The 19,024-nt window shown below is 70.6% G+C and carries 16 protein-coding genes and 3 pseudogenes; 9 read left to right on the top strand and 10 right to left on the bottom strand.

What is annotated here, in order from left to right; translation table 11 throughout:
- Positions 1–6 precede the first annotated feature (6 nt).
- From D892_RS0130110 to D892_RS0130100, 3 genes are all read right to left on the bottom strand, one after another.
- On the bottom strand, positions 7–384 hold the full coding sequence (locus tag D892_RS0130110) for a nitroreductase family deazaflavin-dependent oxidoreductase (protein WP_024804804.1): 378 nt from the start codon (positions 382–384) through the stop codon (positions 7–9).
- A gap of 210 nt (positions 385–594) precedes the next feature.
- A complete protein-coding gene (locus D892_RS0130105; protein WP_024804803.1) occupies positions 595–2,013 on the bottom strand; it encodes an amidase in 1,419 nt (472 codons plus the stop codon).
- Positions 2,010–3,350 (bottom strand): MFS transporter, encoded by a 1,341-nt coding sequence (locus D892_RS0130100; RefSeq protein WP_024804802.1) that lies wholly within the window; start codon positions 3,348–3,350, stop codon positions 2,010–2,012. Before D892_RS0130100 ends, D892_RS0130105 begins: the two co-directional genes overlap by 4 nt.
- 292 nt (positions 3,351–3,642) lie before the next feature.
- Between D892_RS0130100 and D892_RS0130095 the strand changes: the two genes are divergently transcribed.
- Together D892_RS0130095 and hisD are read left to right on the top strand one after the other, a co-directional pair.
- Positions 3,643–4,650: a LysR family transcriptional regulator gene (locus D892_RS0130095; protein ID WP_024804801.1), complete on the top strand. Its 1,008-nt coding sequence runs from the start codon at positions 3,643–3,645 to the stop codon at positions 4,648–4,650.
- A gap of 144 nt (positions 4,651–4,794) precedes the next feature.
- The gene (hisD, locus tag D892_RS0130090) at positions 4,795–6,153 is read left to right on the top strand and encodes a histidinol dehydrogenase (protein WP_024804800.1); all 1,359 of its coding nucleotides are present in this window, start codon (positions 4,795–4,797) and stop codon (positions 6,151–6,153) included.
- A gap of 104 nt (positions 6,154–6,257) precedes the next feature.
- Here hisD and D892_RS0130085 read toward each other — a convergent pair whose 3' ends face one another.
- The 3 genes from D892_RS0130085 to D892_RS0130075 all read right to left on the bottom strand — a co-directional run bounded on the left by D892_RS0130085 (position 6,258) and on the right by D892_RS0130075 (position 8,757).
- A complete protein-coding gene (locus D892_RS0130085; protein WP_024804799.1) occupies positions 6,258–7,118 on the bottom strand; it encodes a biotin-dependent carboxyltransferase family protein in 861 nt (286 codons plus the stop codon).
- A 26-nt stretch (positions 7,119–7,144) separates the two neighbouring features.
- Positions 7,145–7,783 (bottom strand): allophanate hydrolase subunit 1, encoded by a 639-nt coding sequence (locus tag D892_RS0130080; RefSeq protein WP_024804798.1) that lies wholly within the window; start codon positions 7,781–7,783, stop codon positions 7,145–7,147.
- A gap of 227 nt (positions 7,784–8,010) precedes the next feature.
- Complete coding sequence (locus D892_RS0130075) at positions 8,011–8,757, bottom strand: LamB/YcsF family protein (RefSeq protein WP_024804797.1); 747 nt, start codon at positions 8,755–8,757, stop codon at positions 8,011–8,013.
- 370 nt (positions 8,758–9,127) lie between these two features.
- On the opposite strand from D892_RS0130075, the gene D892_RS0130070 reads away from it, so the two are divergent.
- The 4 genes and pseudogenes from D892_RS0130070 to D892_RS48850 all read left to right on the top strand — a co-directional run.
- Positions 9,128–9,871, top strand: a complete 744-nt coding sequence (locus D892_RS0130070) for a GntR family transcriptional regulator (RefSeq protein WP_024804796.1) — start codon at positions 9,128–9,130, stop codon at positions 9,869–9,871.
- On the top strand, positions 9,864–10,382 hold the full coding sequence (locus D892_RS0130065; protein ID WP_024804795.1) for an NUDIX domain-containing protein: 519 nt from the start codon (positions 9,864–9,866) through the stop codon (positions 10,380–10,382). The genes D892_RS0130070 and D892_RS0130065 overlap by 8 nt, the downstream gene beginning before the upstream one ends.
- A 256-nt stretch (positions 10,383–10,638) precedes the next feature.
- Positions 10,639–11,367, top strand: coding sequence for a peptidylprolyl isomerase (locus D892_RS0130060; protein WP_024804794.1), 729 nt, complete (start codon positions 10,639–10,641; stop codon positions 11,365–11,367).
- Positions 11,368–11,524: 157 nt separating this feature from the next.
- A pseudogene (locus tag D892_RS48850) lies at positions 11,525–11,657 on the top strand (FAD-linked oxidoreductase); the annotation flags it as partial.
- 14 nt (positions 11,658–11,671) lie between these two features.
- Here the strand turns inward: D892_RS48850 and D892_RS0130055 are convergent.
- The 3 genes from D892_RS0130055 to arc all read right to left on the bottom strand — a co-directional run bounded on the left by D892_RS0130055 (position 11,672) and on the right by arc (position 15,721).
- Positions 11,672–13,198 (bottom strand): glycosyltransferase family 39 protein, encoded by a 1,527-nt coding sequence (locus tag D892_RS0130055; RefSeq protein WP_024804793.1) that lies wholly within the window; start codon positions 13,196–13,198, stop codon positions 11,672–11,674.
- Positions 13,195–13,821 (bottom strand): TetR/AcrR family transcriptional regulator, encoded by a 627-nt coding sequence (locus tag D892_RS0130050; RefSeq protein ID WP_024804792.1) that lies wholly within the window; start codon positions 13,819–13,821, stop codon positions 13,195–13,197. The genes D892_RS0130055 and D892_RS0130050 overlap by 4 nt, the downstream gene beginning before the upstream one ends.
- A 139-nt stretch (positions 13,822–13,960) precedes the next feature.
- Positions 13,961–15,721, bottom strand: coding sequence for a proteasome ATPase (gene arc, locus D892_RS0130045; protein WP_024804791.1), 1,761 nt, complete (start codon positions 15,719–15,721; stop codon positions 13,961–13,963).
- Between the two features lie 258 nt (positions 15,722–15,979).
- On the opposite strand from arc, the gene D892_RS0130040 reads away from it, so the two are divergent.
- Positions 15,980–16,456, top strand: coding sequence for a hypothetical protein (locus tag D892_RS0130040; protein ID WP_024804790.1), 477 nt, complete (start codon positions 15,980–15,982; stop codon positions 16,454–16,456).
- Between the two features lie 119 nt (positions 16,457–16,575).
- Here the strand turns inward: D892_RS0130040 and D892_RS0130035 are convergent, their stop codons facing one another.
- Complete coding sequence (locus D892_RS0130035; RefSeq protein WP_024804789.1) at positions 16,576–17,409, bottom strand: tRNA (adenine-N1)-methyltransferase; 834 nt, start codon at positions 17,407–17,409, stop codon at positions 16,576–16,578.
- Positions 17,410–17,489: 80 nt separating this feature from the next.
- Here D892_RS0130035 and D892_RS42465 point away from each other — a divergent pair.
- Together D892_RS42465 and D892_RS0130025 are read left to right on the top strand one after the other, a co-directional pair.
- Positions 17,490–18,332, top strand: a pseudogene (locus D892_RS42465) (RecB family exonuclease).
- Positions 18,333–18,530: 198 nt separating this feature from the next.
- Positions 18,531–18,977, top strand: a pseudogene (locus tag D892_RS0130025) (Clp protease N-terminal domain-containing protein); the annotation flags it as partial.
- Positions 18,978–19,024: the final 47 nt, after the last annotated feature.

The following is a 19,024-nucleotide window of genomic DNA, read 5'->3' as shown; positions in this document are numbered from 1 at the left end:
CGCGGTTCAGGCGGGGTGGCCCTCGAGGTAGAACTCGACACCGAACGCGCCGAACGCCTGCCGGAATCCGGGCGGGGCCCAGCTCGCCCCTGCGTCGTGCCGGACGACCGGATCCCGCACGGTCACCGTGTGGCCGCCGGTTTCCACCTGGAACTCACCGGCGGCGAGGATGTTCTTCAGCCAGTCCACGTCGCGGCCGTAGGTGAGCGCCACCCGATAGACGCCGTCCTGCGAGAACAACGTGATCGGCGTCCGGTAGACGCGGCCCGAACTGCGGCCCGTGTGCACGATGATCCCCATCCCGGGAACCCGGCCGGCGACCGGATTCGCGACGCGGTTGGTGACCCGCCGGTTGAACTTCGCCAGCGCCCGCGGAAACGGCATGAACGCCCCCTTCTCGAGTACGCCTTCGGTGCACAGGGTACGCCCGCCCCGCCCGGTTCGCGCCACAGCGCGGGCCGTCGCGGTGATCTCTGGCCGCTGTCGAACCGGCGTATCCCTTGTCCCCCAACCGAAACGCTACGGAGTGCCAGCCGCGGCGACATGCCCCACGGCTCGCCCGCTACGGGCGGATCGCCGCACCCCTTCTGCCGCTCACTCCACCCGAACGACCTCCGCCAACGCCGATGCGGCAGCGAGCAGGTCATGATCGCGGTGGTGGTGCCCGACGAGCTGGATGCCGATGGGAAGGCCCGAGCCGGTGGTGGCACACGGCAGCGAGATCGCCGGGTGTTCGGTCAGGTTGAAAGCGTAAGTGGGCCATGCCCAATCGAGATAGTTCGCCGCCACGCCCGCGACGGTGCGCGGATGGTCGGCGTCGGCGCCGAACGCCGCAACCGCGGTCGTCGCGGTGACGGCCAGGTCGTACGGGGCGAGGAACTCGCTCATGGCGGCCTTGTAGTGCTGGCGGGCGAGGTGCGCGGCGGCCAGGTCGGCTCCGGTGAACCGGTCGGCGTCGCGGATCACCGCGGCCAGGCCCGGGTCGAGATCGTCCCCGCCGCCAGGGAACAGGGAGGCGAATCCGGTCGTCCAGATCACGTGGAGCAGGTCGAAACGGTCCGCGGGGGTGTCGTCGAGGGTCTCGACACGGTGCCCGGCGTGCCGCATCCGGCGCACGGCGGCGGCGACCGCGTCGCCGATGTCGCGTTCGGGCATGCGACCGCCGGGCGACGGCAGGTAGGCGATCCGCAGCGGCCGCGGTGCACGGTCGCAGGCGGCGCGGTATCCGCCCGCGACGACCGGCAGCGAGGTGGGGTCGCGGTAGTCGGGGCCACTGAGGGTGTCGAGGAGCAGGGCGGCGTCGGCGACGGTCCGTGCGAGTGTGCCGTTGGCGACCATGGAACCCAGCGGCGTCGGTGGGAAGTACGGGATCACCCCCGTGCTGGGTTTCATCCCGACGACACCGCAGAACGCGGCCGGGATGCGGACCGAGCCGGCCCCGTCGCCGCCCTGCGTGACAGTGGCGAACCCGGCGGCGACCGCCGCCGCGGCGCCACCGCTCGAGCCCCCGGCGGTGTGCTCGGGAGAGCACGGATTGCGGACCGGTCCGTTGACGCGATTGCCGGAGGCCGCCTTCCACCCCACTTCGGAGGTCGTGGTCTTGCCGAGCATGATGCCGCCGGAGTCCAGCAGCCGTTGCGCCAGCGGCGAATTGTGCTCCGGTATCCAGTCGCGGAACCGGTCGGAACCCTTCGTCGTCCGGATACCGGCGGTGGGGACGAGGTCCTTGAGCGCGAAGGGAATTCCCGTCATCGGCGGGACGGCGGCGGCCTCCGACGACAGCCATACCCGTTCGGCCGCGCGGGCGTCGGCGAGAGCCCGTTCCGCGGTGACGGTCACGAAGGCATTGACCTGTGGGTCCAACCGTTCGATCCGGGACAGGTGGGCTTCGGCCACCTCGACCGGCGACACTTCCCGGCGCGCGTACAGCCGCCGGAGTTCGTCGGAGGTCTGCCAGGTCAACTCCGAGTCCCGGCCGGCCGGAGGCGTCGGGGTCGGTTCGGTGGCGGTCATGCGTAGGCTCCCGGCCGGAGTTCGGATTCGGCGCCGGTAGCGGGTGCGGCGAAGGCATCGGTCGCCGTTTTGCGGGGCGCGGTCTCGGGGACGGTGAACAAGGTGGCCAGCGAGACCGCGACGGCGGCGAAGATGTACCAGGCGGGCATCAGGTCGCTGCCGGCGACGTCGATCAGCCAGGTCAGGATGAACGGTGAGGAGACCGACGCGATCACCGAGAGGTTGAATCCCAGTGAGACTCCGGAATACCGCACCCGCGTCGGGAACAGTTCGACCCAGGTGCACACCAGCGGCCCGGTGTAGCAGCCCAGGGCCAGGCCGCCGAGTGCCGCCTGGAGCACACCGATGACCGCCAGCGTGCCGGACGGCAGGAGCAGGAAGGCCGGGAAGACCAGTACCAGCATGGCAATGGCGCCCACGTACATCAGGGGCTTGCGGCCGATGCGGTCGGAGATACCGCCCGCGATCGGGATCGCGACGGCGTAGGTGACGATCGCGATCGAGGTGGTGATCAGCGAATCGTCGGGGCTGTAGCCGAGTTCGGTGCGCAGGAAGGTCGGGGTGTAGACCAGAACGACGTAGTAGCAGACGGTCTGGCCGAGCGCGATACCCGCGACGCGCAGCACGTTCGCACCCTGGGTGCGGAGGGTTTCGCGCAGCGGCGAGGAGGCCACCTCGTCGTCGGCGACGAGCTGCCGGAACGCCTGGGTCTCCTCGAGCCGCAGCCGGATGTAGAGCCCGATCAGTCCGAGCGGCAGGGCGAGCAGGAATCCGATCCGCCAGCCCCACTGCGTGAGCTGATCGGGGGTCACCGCATGCGCGACCGCGAAGGAGAACAGTGACCCGGCCAGCAGGCCGAACCCGGTGCTCGACGGCATCCAGCTCACCAGGAATGCGCGGCGCGGCGGCGGCGCGGACTCGGCGATCAGCGCGGCGCCGCCCGCGTATTCACCACCGGCGGAGAAGCCCTGCACGATCCGGGCCACGACGAGCAGGATCGGCGCCAGCACCCCGATCGAGGCGTAGCTGGGGATCATGCCGATCGAGGCGGTCGACAGCGACATCAGGATAAGCACCAGTGCCAGCGTCTTCTTTCGCCCGATCCGATCGCCGTATCGGGCGAAGACGATGCCGCCCAGCGGGCGGGTGATCACCGGCAGCGCGAAGACACCGAACGTGGCCAGCAGCGCCGCCGTCGGATTGCTGTCGTCGAAGAACACCTCGGCGATCGTCACGGCCATGAAGCCGTAGATGCCGTAGTCGAACCATTCGATGAAGTTGCCGATGGCTCCGGCGATGCTGGACTTCCTGCTCGCGGGTGGCGCTGAGGCGGTCATGTGCGGTACTTCCTGATCGTGAAGGGCCCGAGGTGCCGTCCGGGTGTGTGAGCCGGGCTGGAGGCTGTGACTGCGGCGCGAAGGCGCAGGATGAGCTACCCGGTGGTGGTCAACATAGGCTGCCGCACACCACAGGCCAACCCGGCACTTCCCTTGATAATCCGCAGGATCGACCTATAGTGCCTCGTACCGGACGTGGTATCGGTCTCCGACCGGCCCCGAATCGTAACCGGGCATTAACCGCCGGCGCCGGCACGACAGGAGAGCGGCGCACGACAGGAGAGCGGAGACCGTGACACTGAACCAACTGCGCGCGTTCGTCGAGGCCGAACGGCTCGGCTCGTTCACCGCCGCTGCCGAGGAGCTGGTTGTCGCGCAGGCCTCGATCTCGGAACTTGTGCGCCGGCTCGAGGACGAGCTGGGTGCGCCACTGTTCATCCGCAGTGCGCGCCGGCTGTCGCTCACCGCCGCGGGCCGGGAGCTGTTGCCGTATGCGCAACAGGCGATCCACGCCGCCGACAGCGGCACCCAGGCGGTGCAGTCACTGGGTTCCCTCGGCGGCGGAACCGCGACATTCGGGGTGCCCCGCAATGCTGACTACTACCTGCTGTCGAACCTGGTTCAGACCTTTCATTCCCGCTACCCCGCCGTGCGGGTGCGCCTCGTCGGCCAGAACTCCGCCGAGACGGCGGCCGCGATCCAGCACGGCGAGATCGAGGCGGGACTGGTGATCCTGCCGATCGAAGACGAGAACCTGACCGTGCGGCCGCTGATGCGCGATGAGGTCTTCTACATCAGCGCCGACCCCGAACGCACCCGCACACCGATGACGATCGCCCGGCTCGCCAAGGCGAAACTCGTTCTGTACGACGCCCATTACGGATGGCAGGACCCCACGCGGCGGCAGCTGGCCGAACGGGCTCAGCTCGCCGGCGTGCGCATCGAGCCGCAGATCGAGATCGAGCATGTCGAGGCGGCGCTCAAGCTCGTCGCGAACAAGGTCGGAGACACCATCGCGAGCAGCGCGGTCGTCGACAGCGCATCGTTTCCCTCGGGCCTGCACACCGCCCCGTTCGCCGACCCGCTCTACGACACCATCGCGCTCGCCCAGCACCGCGGCCGGCCGCTGTCGAACGCGACGCGCGAGTTCGCCCGCCTGGCCGAGGACACCATCCGGGAGCTGCGCGCCGCCGAGCCCGGGCGCACCCGGCCCGGCCGGGACGCCATGGTGCCGCCGATCGGGCGGCGCGCACGCGGTGAATCCGGCCGAGGCGACCGGAGCGGGGTTAACAACGGATAACGGCGGTTGCGCGGCCCGCGCATTCGACGGTCGCCGATCCCTCCCCTGAACTGCCCGATCCGATCAAACATCGGATAACCCTGTGCAAAGCGCAGGAGTTGGCCACCTAGCCCTGTGCTCCGAATCGGCCTACCGTGCGACAGCATGCAGATCACTACGGCGGAAGCCCAGGCCCTAGGTCCCTTCACCTGGCTCAAGAAGCCGGCGGTCGACGGGCCGCCGGCCCAGCGCGACCCGATGGTCGTCGAGCGGGTGTCGGAGATGCTGTCGTCCATCGAGCGCGACGGCCTGGACGCGGTGCGCTCGTACGCGCGAGAACTCGACGGTTGGACCGGCGAACTGGAGATCGGCGCCGCGGAGCTGCGCAAGAGCGGGGACTCCCTGCCCGCCGACGTGCGCACTGCGCTCGAGCTCGGCTACGAGCGCACGCACCGGTTCGCCGTCGCCCAGCGCGAGCATCTCACCGATTTCGAGATCGAACTCGCACCCGGCGTCGTCGGGGGCCAGCGGTACATACCGGTCACCCGGGTGGGCGCGTATCTGCCGGCCGGCCGGTTCCCGCTGCTGGCGAGCGCCTTCATGACCGTCGGCGTGGCGAAGGCCGCCGGGGTTCCGACCGTGGTCGCCTGCACACCGCCGTCCGGGGAGTACGGCGCCCATCCGGCGGTCCTCTACGGCGCGCACCTGTCGCAGGCCGACCGCGTCTTCGCCATCGGCGGGGTCCAGGCCCTGGGCGCGATGGCGTTCGGCCTGCTCGGTGAGGCGCCGGTCGACATGCTCGTCGGCGCCGGCAACGCCTTCGTCACCGAGGCGAAACGGCAGCTGTTCGGCCGGGTGGGCATCGACCTGCTCGCCGGGCCGTCCGAGGTCGCGGTGCTCGCCGACGACACCGCGGACCCGGAATGGGTGGCCGCCGACCTGCTCGGGCAGGCCGAGCACGGCCCGAACTCACCGGCCGCGCTGATCACCACCTCGGAAACGGTGGGGCGGCGGGTGATCGAGGCGATCGACCGGCAGCTGGAGACCCTCGCCACGCGGGAGATCGCCGGTGCGGCGTGGCGCGACTTCGGCTCGGTGATCCTCGCCGCAGACAGCGGCCAGGCCGCGGAGATCGCCGATGTCCTCGGCCCCGAACATCTGGAGGTCCACACCGGCGACGACGACTTCTATCTGAAGGAGCTGCGCAACTACGGTTCGCTGTTCCTGGGACCGTGGAGCACGGTCGCCTACTCCGACAAGGGCATCGCGGGCACCAACCACGTTCTGCCGACGGGGAAGACGGCGAGGTACAACGCCGGCCTCTCGGTCTCGCGGTTCCTCAAGCCACTCACCTACCAGCGAGCGCGCCGGGAGGCCACGGCCGCCCTCGCCCCCGCGGTCGAGCGGATCTCGGCGTTCGAGGGCCTGGCCGCGCACGAGGCGACCGCCACCGTCCGCATCGACGAGGTCGGCCGATTCTCCGGCGCCTTCGACGACACTCCCGCCGTCACCCGCGGCCGGTAGGTTCCGTTCGCCGGATGTGGCAACTCGTCCTCGGCTCGCGCGGCTCCCCCGCGGGCCCGAGGCCGCCCGCTCCGGTCGGCCTCCGTCGGCGCCGGGGCCACGCCCTACGGCATCCAGGCGCGGAATCTCAACCGCTGGCCCGGACGGACCTGGGCCAGGCGGTCCACGTCGGCGTCGATCACGGTGCCCACCACCGGATAACCGCCGGTGATCGGGTGGTCGGCGAGGAAGACCACGGGCTGGCCGGAGGGCGGGACCTGAATCGCGCCCAGCGGCATGCCCTCCGTCGGCAGTTCACCGTGGGTTCTGCGCGTCAGCGGCGGGCCGTCGATCCGGTCCAGCCGCAGGCCGACGCGGTCGGAATCGGTGCCGGCCTGCCACGATCCGATGAACAGATCCGCCGGGCGGCGGAACCAGTCGTCCCGGGGGCCGAGCCGGACCCGGACCGTCACGAGATCGGCCGTCGGGGCGGCAACCGGCGCGACCTCGACCGACGGCCACTCGCGCGGCGGCCGTCCGATCCCCAGCGCGTCCCCGGCGGCCAGCGGCTCGGGTCCCAGCCCCGCCAGCGTGTCGCGGCTGCGCGATCCGAGCACCGCAGGCACGTCGATACCGCCGCGCACGGCGACGTAACAGCGCAATCCGGACGCGGCGATACCGAGTTCCAGGTAGCTCGGGCCGGTGAGGTAGAGCACCGACGCCGGCGCTTCCGGGCGGCCGTCGACGCTGATCGGCGCCGACGCGCCGGTGACCGCGGCGATCGCCCCGGCCGGAAACTCCAGGCGCAGCCCGCCCAGCGCGCATTCGATCGCCGCGGCCGATTCCGGGTTGCCGACCAGCCGGTTCGCCAAGGTGAACGACCGCCGGTCCGCCGCCCCGGACACCCCGACCCCGGCGTGGAACCAGCCGGGGCGGCCGAGATCCTGGATCGTGCTCAGCAGGCCGGGCGCCACGACGCGCAGCATCGATGCACGCACTGCCGCACCGCCTTTCATCCGTCTTCCGCCCGGACGAACCGCACCCGCGTGCCGGGCCGCACCACCGCGGGCTCGCGGCGATCGGGATCCCACATCCGCATCCGGGTGGTGCCGATGATCCGCCAGCCGCCCGGTGTGCTGCGCGGATACACCGCGCTGTAGCCGCCGGCCAGGGCGACCGATCCGGCGGGCACCGCCGTGCGCGACCGGTCCCGGCGCGCGACCGAAAGCCCGGCCCGCGGCGATTCCAGATAACCGAAACCCGGCGCGAAACCGACGAATGCGCATCTCCAGACCGCCCCGGTGTGCCGCGCGATCAGCTCGTCCTCCGACATATCCAGCAGCGAGGCGGTTTCCGTCAGATCCGCGCCGTCGTACCGCACCGGGATCTCCCACGGATCGGCCTCGTCGGCGAGCTCGCCGCGCCGAGCCGCCGCCGCTTCCACCGCTTCCCGCAGTCGCGCCTCGACCAGCTCCGGGCGGGCTCCCGGTTCCAGCGTCACCAGCACGGTGCGCGCGGCGGGCAGGGTGTCGCGCACCCCGGCGACCGGTCGGCGACGCAGTTCGGCCACGACCGCCGCCACCGTCCCGGCCTCGGCCGGGACCAGCAGCAGCGCCCGGTCCCCGGCGGGCCGGATATCCAGGTCGCTCACGGCATCGCCTCGCTGACGCTCGCCGCCGCCGTGCGCGAAGCGCGCTGTGTCGCCGGTTCACTCGCAAGCTCACTCACAGCATCACCTCGCCGACGCCCGCCGCCGCCGTGCGCGAGGCGCGCTGTGTTGCCGGTTCACTCGCAAGCTCACTCACAGCATCACCTCGCCGACGCTCGCCGCCGCCGTGCGCGAGGCGCGCTGTGTTGCCGGTTCACTCGCAAGCTCGCTCACGAGAACGCCGTCACCTCGATACCCTTGTCCGCCAAGGTGTCCCGGATCGCCCGGGCCATCGCCACCGCGCCGGGCGAATCGCCGTGCACGCACAGGCTGCGCGCCGGCACCGCCACCGGCGCGCCGTCCACGTCCCGGGTCGCACCGTCGACGGCGATCGAGACCGCCTGCGCCAGTGCCGATTCCTCGTCCAGCACGCTGCCGGGCGCCTCGCGCGAGACCAGGGTGCCCGCCGGCGCGTAGGCGCGGTCGGCGAATCCCTCCGCGTGGAAGGCGATTCCGGCGGCGGCCGCGGCGTGCGACAGCTCCGTTCCGGGCAGTCCCAGCAGGTCGAGCCCGCCGTAGCGGGCCGTCGCGGCCGCCACCGCCTCGGCCACCGCCGGATCGGCGGCCGCCGCGTGATACAGCGCCCCGTGCGGCTTCACGTATCGGACCCGCTCCCCCGCCGCGCGCGCGAACGCGTCCAGCGCCCCGATCTGGTACAGGCATTCGTCCAGCAGTTCCCGCGGCGGCACCGACATCGCACGGCGGCCGAATCCGGCCAGATCCCGGTAGGAGATGTGGGCGCCGATCCGCACCCCGCGCGCGACCGCCAGCTCGCAGGTCCGGCGCATCACCACGGGATCGCCCGCATGGAATCCGCAGGCGATATTGGCGCTGGTGACGATCTCGAGCAGGGCCGCGTCGTCACCCATCGACCAGGCGCCGAAGGCCTCGCCGAGATCACTGTTCAGATCGATCATGACAGTCACCAGCCTCTCGAAATCTCGAACCGCACAACCGTTCACGGCCGCATCGGTCACCGCGGCACCGATCGCGCCGCGATGGCGGGCCGGACGTGTCCGCCCGGCCACGTGCCGTCGGGGCCGGAAGCCGGACCACGCCGCGGTGGGACAGCGACCCCGCCGGGGACGACGACGTTCGCCGGGGCACACGCCAAGTATGGACGCGGAGCAAGCGGCCGGGGCACGGACGCCGGAAGTGCGGCACGAGCTCCATCGTAAAAATCGTTGAACGATCCTGCAATATTGCGAGTGGATCGTTCCGTGCCCTTCCGGACGGGCAGGTAATCTCGGTCCGGCACATCCGGCCCGGAGGAACAGGGAGGCTTCGATGACGTCCGCGTCTGCCGGAGCGCCCTTCGGCGCCACCCCCGGGTCCTATGCGTCGCTCGTCGCGCATCGCGGCCGGCTCGAGCGCGCCGGCCGCAGCGCGCAGGTGGCCGATATCGTGCGCGCCGGCATCCTGGACGGCACGTTCCGCCCCGGCGCCCGGCTGTCGGAGCCCGACATCTGTGCCGCGCTGACCGTCTCGCGCAACACCCTGCGCGAGGCGTTCCGCACACTGATCGAGGAGCGCCTCGCGGTACACCGGCTCAATCGCGGTGTGTTCGTGCGGGTCCCGAGCGCGGAGGAGGTCGCCGAGGTCTACCGGTGCCGCCGCATCGTCGAATGCGCCGCCCTGCGCGACCCGCCGAGCGCCCCCGCCGACCTCGGACCCGTGCGCGAGGCCCTAGCGCACGCGGACCGCCGTGCGGCACAGGGTGATTGGACCGGCGTCGGCACCGCCGATGTCGCGTTCCACCGCGCCGTCACCGCGCTCAACGGCAGCCGCCTGCTCGACGCGCTGATGGCCGGCGTCTGGAACGAGCTGCGGCTGATCTTCCACGTGGTGGCCGACCCGAGCGACTTCCACGGGCCGTATCTGCGCCGCAACCACGAGGTTTTCGACACCCTCGCCGGTGGCGACGCCGCCACCGCCGCACAGCTGCTCGCCGATTATCTGGACGACGCGCAGGCCCGGATTCTCGCGGCCTACGCCGATATCGATCAGGAGGACCGAGGCACCCGTGGGTGAAACGATCGCCGTCTACGACCGCGCGGGCCGCGAGATCGGCAGTGCCGAGCGGTCCGTCGTCTATGCCGAGGGCCGGTGGCACGCCAGCGCCGGGGTGCTGGTGCGCTCGCTCGACGGCGAACGGCTCTACGTGCACCGCCGCACCGAGACCAAGGCGGTGTTCGCCGGCATGCACGACTGTCTGGCCGGCGGCGTCCTGGGACCGGGCGAGGATCCGGCGGGCGCGGCGATCCGCGAACTGGCCGAGGAACTCGGCATCGTCCTCGAGCCCGGCGACGAGCCGCCCCTGCCGCTGGCCAAAGCGTCCTGGGACGGCGAATGGCTCGGCGCGCCGATGCGCTGCCACCTGTTCGCCTACGAACTGCGCTACGACGGGCCGATCCGCCATCAGCCCGAGGAGATCGCCGACGGCTGGTGGTGGACCGACGCCGAACTCCGGGCCCACCTGGACGATCCGGCCTGGCCGTTCGTCCCGGACACCCGCGTACTGATCGAGGACATGCTCGGCTGATCGAGGACATGCCCGGCCGAGCGCCGACCCGCCGGGCCGGTCAGGCCACCCGCCGCAGGCATCCCGGCCGGGCATCCGGCGCACCGCCGCTCGTCGGCGCGATGCCCGGGAGTCGAACCGGCCGCACCGAATCGGCCCTCGCGCATCGGCGCCCGGGGGCATACCGATTCGCCGCTTACCGCCCGGCCGGCGCCGGGTCGTGGAATGATGCCGGGCGATATCGCCTCTGTCCTCGACACCAAGGAGAACCGCCCCGGTGAACAGCTTTCCGCAACTCCCACGGCCCGAAGCAGACCGATCGAAGCACCGGATCAGCAAGCAGCGCAAGGTCCTGCGCGGGCTCGGGTTCGCCGCCGCGGGAGTGGCGATCGCGCTCCTCGGCACCGGGCCGTCCGTCGCGGCGCCCGCCCGGCCGCATACGGCGGCACCGGGCTGCATGGCTCCCTCGGGCCCGCAGCCCAACGGGAAGCAGTGGCCGGCCGAGCCCGGAATGTCCATCGATCCGGGGTACCCCTACGCGGCGACGCTGCAGACCAACTGCGGCGCCATCACCGTCGATCTCGATGCCGCGCACGCCCCGCGCACGGTCAACTCGTTCGCGTTCCTGGCCGGTGAGCAGTACTTCGACCACACCCGCTGCCACCGCCTCACCACCGAGGGCCTGTTCGTCCTGCAGTGCGGCGACCCGACCGCCACCGGCAGCGGCGGCCCCGGCTATCGCTTCCCCGACGAAAACCTCACCGGCGCAACATATCCCGCGGGCACCGTCGCGATGGCGAATGCCGGGCCCGACACCAACGGCAGCCAGTTCTTCCTGGTGTACTCCGACAGTCCGCTGCCCCCGCACTACACGCCGTTCGGCCGGGTGACCGCCGGAATGGACGTGCTGCAGAACATCGCCGCCGGCGGCACCAAGGACGGTTCCGCCGACGGCGCCCCGGCCACCGATATCGTCTTCGAATCGGTGACGGCCCAACACAGCTGAGCCGCAACCGGTTCCGGCACCGACAGCCCGAACTCCCGCGGACCCACGCCCCGGATCGTCCGTGCCGCCGCGTCGACCACGACGCGGCAGCACCCGGTCGGCGCCGCTTTCCCGAAGCCACCGAAACTCGAAGCCGCCGAACTCCGGGCATCCCGGCTACGGCGTCGCCGCCCCCGCCTACATCCGATCCGCCCGCAGCGACGACGAGTGGATCACCTCACATCTGGAGCTGCGCGACGCCGACGACACCCTGGTGCCCGGCTACGGCTGGGTGTTCCCGCTCGGCAGTGCGCAGGCTCCGCGATCAATCCAAGCGCAGCATCCCCGGCCAGGCTCGCGACCAGGGCTCGCGCGGCTCGGCGCAGCGCCACAGGGTGACGTCGCGGGTCAGCCCCGGAAATCCGAGGCGGGCGTCGGCCCGGCCGAGCGCCGAGACGGCACCGCATCGCTCGCGCGGCTCGGTACCGTCGCCACCGACCCAGATCACCGTCGTCGCCGTATCGGGCGGCGTGCCGAAATACCCGAAACCGCGGTTGGGGCTGTACACGGCGGGCAACCCCAGCCGGTCTCGTTCGACGTCCAGAGCGCTTGCCTGCCAATAGGAGTCGGCGATCACGACCGCGCGATCACGTTCCGGCTCGGGCAGCGCGCCGTATGCGGCGGCCGTCGACTCGGCCAGTTCCGGCCAGCCGAACTTGCCCAGCGTACCGAGTTCCATGCCTGCCGCCTCCGGGTCGTCGACCGGCGTCATCTCGCTCTCGGGCCGCCACGGCATCGTCAGCAGCGCGACCGCCGCCGACACCGCGACCAGCGGAACCACCACGACCTTGCGCCACCGCGCCACCGGCGCCCGCGTGCACCACACCGCCCCGGCCGCGAAGACCGCCGCATAACACCCGGCCACGTAGTAGGGACGCCCGTCGGTGATCACGAACACGATCACCAGCAGCGGCAAGGTGAGTCCCAGAAAGCGGTACGGCCGCAACCGATCCCAGCGCAACAGCACCCACGTCCCGGCCACCAGCAGCGCCCCGCCGAGCAGCCCCGCGGCGGCGACGGCCAGCGGCACGAAGGTGAACCGCCCGCCGACCGTCTCCTGCTCGGCGGCGACCACGGCGCCCAATTCCAGTTGCGGCCACCCGCGCCCGGCCTGCCAGACCAGACCGGGCAGCATCGCCACGACGGTCAGCACCGCGCCCGCCCACAGCGCCGGGCGGCGCAGCAGATCCCGGGGCCCGCAGAGCAGCGCGCCGACGGCGATCGCTATCCAGAAGAACGGGATCAGCCACTTGACCTGCATATCCAGTGCGGTGACCAGGCCCGCCCCCACCAACAGCACATCGCGGCGAGTCCGGACCCACCGCACGAGCAGCCAGGTGATCAGCACCCACAGCGCGGTATCGATCGTGTTGGTGGCCAGCTGGGTCCCCTGCACCAGCAGGAACGGCGACGTGGCGTAGGCCAGCGCGGTCAGCACCTGCGCGCCCCGGCCGCCGCCGAATTCCCGCGCGATCTGCGCACTCACGAACACCGTCGCGACCGTCACGACGGCCGCCGGAATGCGCAGCACCGCCAGCGATCCCGGGGCCAGCTCGTCCATCGCCCGCGCGATCAGCGGAACCAGCGGCCCTTGGTCGGCGTAGCTCACCGCGAGGCGGCGGCCGGCGGAGACGAAATACAGCTCGTCGCCGAAGAATCCGTACCGCCCGAGGGAGACCACCAGCGCCGCCGCGCTCAGCGCCGCGACGAACGTGACCGCGCCGAGCGCGAACGGCGGCGGCCGGCCATCGGAAACGCCCTGCGGCACCGCCGCATCCCTCGTCGTCGTCACTGCTGGTCCTTTCGCGTGGCCATGTCGTACAGCCGGCACATGTGCGCCGCGTACGCGCCCATGTCGAAGTCCGGTTCCCGGGACGCCCGGCCGGCGGCGCCGTCGATGGAGTCCCGGATCAGCCGGGCCGTCACCGCCGGATCGAACTCACCGAACTCGCCGGACCGCTGCCCGTCGCGCAGCAGATCGATCAGCGGCCCGACGATCTCCGCCTCGTCGTCCGCGCCGGCGAAGCGCGGCCGGCCCTCGGCGTCGCGGAGGTTGAACACCACATCGGTCAGCGCCGCCACGTAACGCCGATTGGCGTCGATGAACTCCAGATTCGATCCGATGTAGGCCAGCAGCTGCTCGCGCGCGCCGGTGGCCGCGGCGACGGCCGGACCGACCCGCTCCGCCCCCGCCACATACAGCTGGATCACCAGCTGCGTCATCAGATCGTCCTTGCCGTCGAAGTGGTAGGAGATGACGCCCTTGGAGATCCCCGCGTGCTGGGCGATCCGCGCCAGCGACGCGCTCGCATATCCGGCCTCGGAGATCACCTCGACCGCGGCGGCGATGATCTGCCGCCGCCGCGCCTCCTCGATGAACGAGCGTTGACCGCCCGGACCGTTTTCTGGCCGCATGGCCAAATACTAGCGCAGCCGGTCAACAATCCCCCAACGTGTGCACGATGACCACTCCAGGACGGCGACCACCCGGCACGACAGGAACACGCGAAAGGGCCGCGCCCCCAACGGAAGCGCGGCCCTCGGTGTCGCGGTTCTACAGGTACTGACCCGTATTCGACTCCGTATCGATCGCCCGGCTGGCACTGGCGTTCTTGCCGGTGACCAAGGTGCGGATGTACACGATCCGCTCGCCCTTCTTGCCCGAGATGCGGGCCCAGTCATCGGGATTCGTGGTGTTGGGCAGGTCCTCGTTCTCGGAGAACTCGTCCACTATCGAATCGAACAGATGCTGGATGCGCAGGCCCGGATTACCGGTCTCGAGCACCGACTTGATGGCGTACTTCTTGGACCGGTCCACGATGTTCTGGATCATGGCGCCGGAGTTGAAGTCCTTGAAGTACAGGACCTCCTTGTCCCCGTTGGCGTAGGTGACCTCCAGGAACCGGTTGTCCTCGCTCTCGGCGTACATCCTGTCGACGACCCGCTCGATCATCGCCAGCACGCACTTGGCGTGATCGCCGCCGAACTCGGCGACATCGTCGGCGTGCAGCGGCAGCCCCTCGGTCAGGTACTTCGAGAAGATGTCCTGGGCCGCCTCCGCGTCCGGACGCTCGATCTTGATCTTCACGTCGAGACGGCCGGGCCGCAGGATGGCCGGATCGATCATGTCCTCACGGTTGGAGGCGCCGATGACGATGACGTTCTCCAGCCCCTCGACGCCGTCGATCTCCGACAGCAGCTGCGGGACGACGGTGGTCTCCACGTCGGACGAGACGCCCGAACCGCGGGTGCGGAAGATCGAGTCCATCTCGTCGAAGAACACGATCACCGGGGTGCCCTCGGAGGCCTTCTCCCGGGCCCGCTGGAAGATGATGCGGATGTGGCGCTCCGTCTCGCCCACGAACTTGTTGAGCAGCTCGGGGCCCTTGATGTTGAGGAAGTAGGACTTGGCCTCCTTGGCATCCTCGCCGCGGGCCTCGGCGATCTTCTTCGCCAGCGAGTTGGCCACCGCCTTGGCGATCAGCGTCTTACCGCAACCGGGCGGGCCGTAGAGCAGCACACCCTTGGGCGGGCGCAGCGCGTACTCGCGGAACAGATCCTTGTGCAGGAACGGCAGTTCCACCGCATCGCGAATCTGCTCGATCTGGCGCGACAGGCCACCGATGTCCTCGTAGTCGACATCGGGAACCTCTTCCAGCACGAGGTCCTCGACCTCTGCCTTGGGGATGCGCTCGAAGGCGAAGCCGGCCTTGGTGTCGACCAGCAGCGAATCACCCGCCCGCAGCCTGCGCAGCATATGGTCGGGATCGTCGACTTCCTCGATATCCACCAGCTTGCTCAGCGGACCGGACAGCCAGACCACGCGCTCCTCGTCGGCGTGCCCGACCACGAGCGCCCGGCGGCCGTCGTCCAGGATCTCGCGCAGCGTACCGATCTCACCGGTCTGATCGAACTGGGCGGCCTCCACGACCGTGAGCGCCTCGTTCAACCGGACGGTCTGTCCGTAGTGCAGCGTGGATGTTTCGATATTGGGCGAACACGTCAACCGCATCTTGCGGCCCGAGGTGAACACGTCGACAGTCTGATCGTCGTAGACACCGATCAGAACGCCGTAGCCGCTCGGCGGCTGACCCAGCCGATCGACCTCCTCGCGCAGGGCCACCAGCTGCTGACGCGCCTCCTTGAGGGTGTCCATCAGCTTGGTGTTGCGAATCGTCAGCGAATCGATACGCGCTTCCAATTCCCTTGTGCGATCCGGCGAGTCGGCGAGTTGCCTTCGGAGTGCAGCCGCCTCGGCGCGTACTACCTCGAGTTCCCTCCAGGCCGCCGAATCCGAATTCTCGTTGGGGCTCATGATGCTGCTCCTCCCAGTCCCGGTCTATCAACGCTACCGGGCGCGAACCGTTCTCGCTTTCCGACATGGTTTCGTCGTGATCACATCTCAGCTGCGGTCGGCGGCCGGAGAACCATGTTAGCCTGCCCTAACCCGTTTCCGACGAGACATGTCGCCGGACCGAGCCGAAAGGTGTATTACTCGATGCTCCTTCCCACCGGTGGTACCCGTTGTAGTGGCAACGTCGCACACTCCGCTCGTGTTTCCCGAGTTCGTCTTGTGACGGCTACCGTCTTCGCGGCCCTCGCCGTTACCGGTATCACAGCATGTGGCTCCGACACATCGGAGGACTCGGCCGCGCCGGGCAGCACCGCGGCCGCCACCAGCGGTTCCGCGCACGACCACTCCACCGTGGCCGCACCGGCGCCCCAGGAGCTACAGGCCACCCTGGACGGCTTCGTCGATCCCGCGAAACCCACCGCCGACAAGGCGAAACTGGTGGTCGACGGGCAGCGGCGGGCCGCCAACATCGACACCATGACCCAGGGCCTGGCCAACTACGGCGCCATCACCTTCGCGGTCTCGGACATCAAGACGGAGGGCGAGACGGCCACCGCCCAGGTCGTCGTCACCTCACCGCACGGTGCGGCCCCCGCCACGCCCATGACCTGGCAGCACTCCGACACCGGCTGGCAGATCTCCGACCAGTCGGCGTGCACGATCCTCGCGATGGGCCGGGCGCCCTGCCAGGGCTGACGTCCCTGCTCGGTGACGGCGCTCTGTGACGGCCGAGGGCCCCGCGGGGCGGAGAGTCCCGCGGGCGCCCGGCGCCACCGGCCGAGCCCCGGATACCGGCCGAGTCCGGATGCGGCCGCTCAGCCCTTCGAGGGGCGGCGCTGCGGCTTGGGTGCGGTCACACCGTCGGCGAGACGCCGGGCGCTCACCAGGAAGGCGGTGTGGCCCTGCATGCGATGCTCCGGACGGACCGCCAGGCCGACCACGTGCCACGGACGCACCAGCGACTCCCAGGACTGCGGTTCGGTCCAGCATTCCTGCCGGCGCAGCGCCTCGACGACCTCCGACAGCTGGGTGACCGTGGCCACGTAGACCACGAGCACGCCGCCCGGGACGAGCGCCTTCGACACCGCGGGCAACGCGTCCCAGGGCCGGAGCATGTCCAGCACCACGCGATCGACCTGCGCATCCTCGTACTCGGCGACATCGCCGACGGTCAGGTCCCAGTTAGCGGGTCGTTCGCCGAAGAATGTCTCGACATTGCGGACGGCGTGGTCGGCGTGGTCGTCGCGGATCTCGTAGGAGATCACCCGGCCCTGCGGCCCGACCGCGCGCAGCAGCGAGCAGGTCAGCGCGCCCGATCCGGCCCCCGCCTCCAGCACCCGGGCGCCGGGGAACATATCGCCCTCGTGCACGATCTGCGCGGCGTCCTTCGGATAGATCACCGCCGCACCGCGCGGCATCGACAGCACATAGTCCACCAGCAGCGGCCGCAACGCCAGATACGGTGTGCCGTTGGCGGATCGGACGACGGTGCCCTCGTCGGCGCCGAGCAGGTCGTCGTGCCGGATCGGGCCCTTGTGGGTGTGGAACTCCCGGCCCGGTTCCAGCACCACGGTGTGCCTGCGGCCCTTGGCGTCGGTCAGCTGCACGCGGTCGCCGGTGGTGAATGGGCCGGTCCGTCTGGCCGTCATTGATCTCCGTTCCGATACCTGGATTTCGTGGTCGAGCGGGCGTGCCGGATTTGTCGGTGCCCCCGGATAGCCTGCCAGGTATGACAGCACCACCGACGCCCACCCCGGCAACCCCGGCATCGCCGGCGCCGGCGCTGTCGCCGTCGCGGGCAATGGATTTCAAACAATGCCCGTTGAAATACCGATTACGTGCCATCGATCGCATTCCGGAACGGCCGTCGCGGTATGCGGTGCGCGGCACCGTCGTGCACGCGGTGCTGGAATCGCTGTACCGGCTACCGAGCGGTGACCGTGTTCCGGAGCGCGCGGTGGCCCTGGTGGCACCCGCCTGGGAACGTTTGCTGGCGGAACGCCCGGAGGTCGGCACGGTGCTCGCCGACACCGATCCGGCCGCATTCCTCGACGAGGCGCGCCGGCTCGTGCGCGCCTACTACCGGCTGGAGGATCCGACCGCGCTCGACCCGGAATCCTGCGAGTCACTGATCGAGGCGTCGCTGGACGACGGCGCGCCGCTGCGCGGCTACATCGACCGGATCGATGTAGCCGCCACCGGGCAGCTGCGCGTGGTCGACTACAAGACCGCCCGCTCTCCCGCGCCGGCGGGCGAGCAGCGCGCGCTGTTCCAGCTGAAGTTCTATGCCCTGCTGGTACTGCGCACCCGCGGCATCGTGGCAGCCCAGCTGCGGTTGATCTATCTGTCCGACGGGCAGATCCTCACCTACGTCCCGTCCGAGGCGGAACTGGTGCGCTTCGAGCGCATCCTGTCGGCCCTGTAGGCCGCGATCGGCGCCGCCATGCGCACCGGAGAGTTCCCGCCCAGCCGCAGCCGGTTGTGTGCGTTCTGCGACTACCAACCCCTGTGCCCCGCCTTCGGCGGCACACCGCCGCCGTATCCGGGCCGGTCCGCTCCCCTTGCCGGCTGAAATCCACGCCGCACGCGGCGAGCCCCTTCGCGGCGCCGTACGCACCGGGTACCCGTTCGCCGGCTCGGTGGACGCGGGGCGTCCGGGCGGCCCGCCGGTGGACGACCATCGGCCCCCGGGGCCTCAACCGCTCGCCCTCGAGCCGTGGCACCCCGTTCAGGGGCGGCTCGGCCGCCGGAAGACGCGCACAATGGCGTCATGTTCGAGCGATTCACGGACCGGGCGCGCCGGGTTGTCGTTCTCGCGCAAGAAGAGGCGCGCCTGCTCAACCACAACTACATCGGGACGGAGCACATCCTGCTCGGTCTCGCCGCCGAGCGGGAAGGGACGGCCGCCCGCGTGCTGTCCACGCTCGACATCGAGCCGGATGCCCTGCGCGCCGAGATCGAACAGCTGCTCGGGCGGGGCGACGCCATGCCGAGCGGCCACCTCCCGTTCACGCCGCGCGCCAAGAAGGTGCTGGAACTCTCGCTGCGGGAGGCACTCCAGTTGGGGCACAACTACATCGGCACCGAACACATCCTGCTCGGACTGATCCGGGAGGAGGACGGCGTCGGGGCACAGGCGCTGGTACGCAAGGGCGCCGATCTGGTCCGGGTGCGCCGCCTGGTGACCGCCACGCCGGCCCGGTCGGGCCCGGAACCGATCGTCCCCACCTCCCCGCCCGAGGTGGCGCTGCACTCGCTGCGCGA

This window comes from Nocardia sp. BMG51109, from assembly GCF_000526215.1.
Classification (GTDB): Bacteria; Actinomycetota; Actinomycetes; order Mycobacteriales; family Mycobacteriaceae; genus Nocardia.
The sequence above is the reverse complement of the archived record's forward strand: the minus strand, read 5'-3'. Positions and strand labels throughout refer to the sequence as shown.

Bases quoted from the DNA above. Each gene is read 5' to 3' on its own strand.
- D892_RS0130075 (WP_024804797.1), bottom strand. From the start codon at position 8,757: ATGATCGATCTGAACAGTGATCTCGGCGAGGCCTTCGGCGCCTGGTCG.
- hisD (WP_024804800.1), top strand. From the start codon at position 4,795: ATGCAGATCACTACGGCGGAAGCCCAGGCCCTAGGTCCCTTCACCTGG.
- D892_RS0130085 (WP_024804799.1), bottom strand. From the start codon at position 7,118: ATGCTGCGCGTCGTGGCGCCCGGCCTGCTGAGCACGATCCAGGATCTC.
- D892_RS0130100 (WP_024804802.1), bottom strand. From the start codon at position 3,350: ATGACCGCCTCAGCGCCACCCGCGAGCAGGAAGTCCAGCATCGCCGGA.
- D892_RS0130050 (WP_024804792.1), bottom strand. From the start codon at position 13,821: ATGCGGCCAGAAAACGGTCCGGGCGGTCAACGCTCGTTCATCGAGGAG.
- D892_RS0130105 (WP_024804803.1), bottom strand. From the start codon at position 2,013: ATGACCGCCACCGAACCGACCCCGACGCCTCCGGCCGGCCGGGACTCG.
- arc (WP_024804791.1), bottom strand. From the start codon at position 15,721: ATGAGCCCCAACGAGAATTCGGATTCGGCGGCCTGGAGGGAACTCGAG.
- D892_RS0130070 (WP_024804796.1), top strand. From the start codon at position 9,128: ATGACGTCCGCGTCTGCCGGAGCGCCCTTCGGCGCCACCCCCGGGTCC.
- D892_RS0130110 (WP_024804804.1), bottom strand. From the start codon at position 384: ATGCCGTTTCCGCGGGCGCTGGCGAAGTTCAACCGGCGGGTCACCAAC.
- D892_RS0130035 (WP_024804789.1), bottom strand. From the start codon at position 17,409: ATGACGGCCAGACGGACCGGCCCATTCACCACCGGCGACCGCGTGCAG.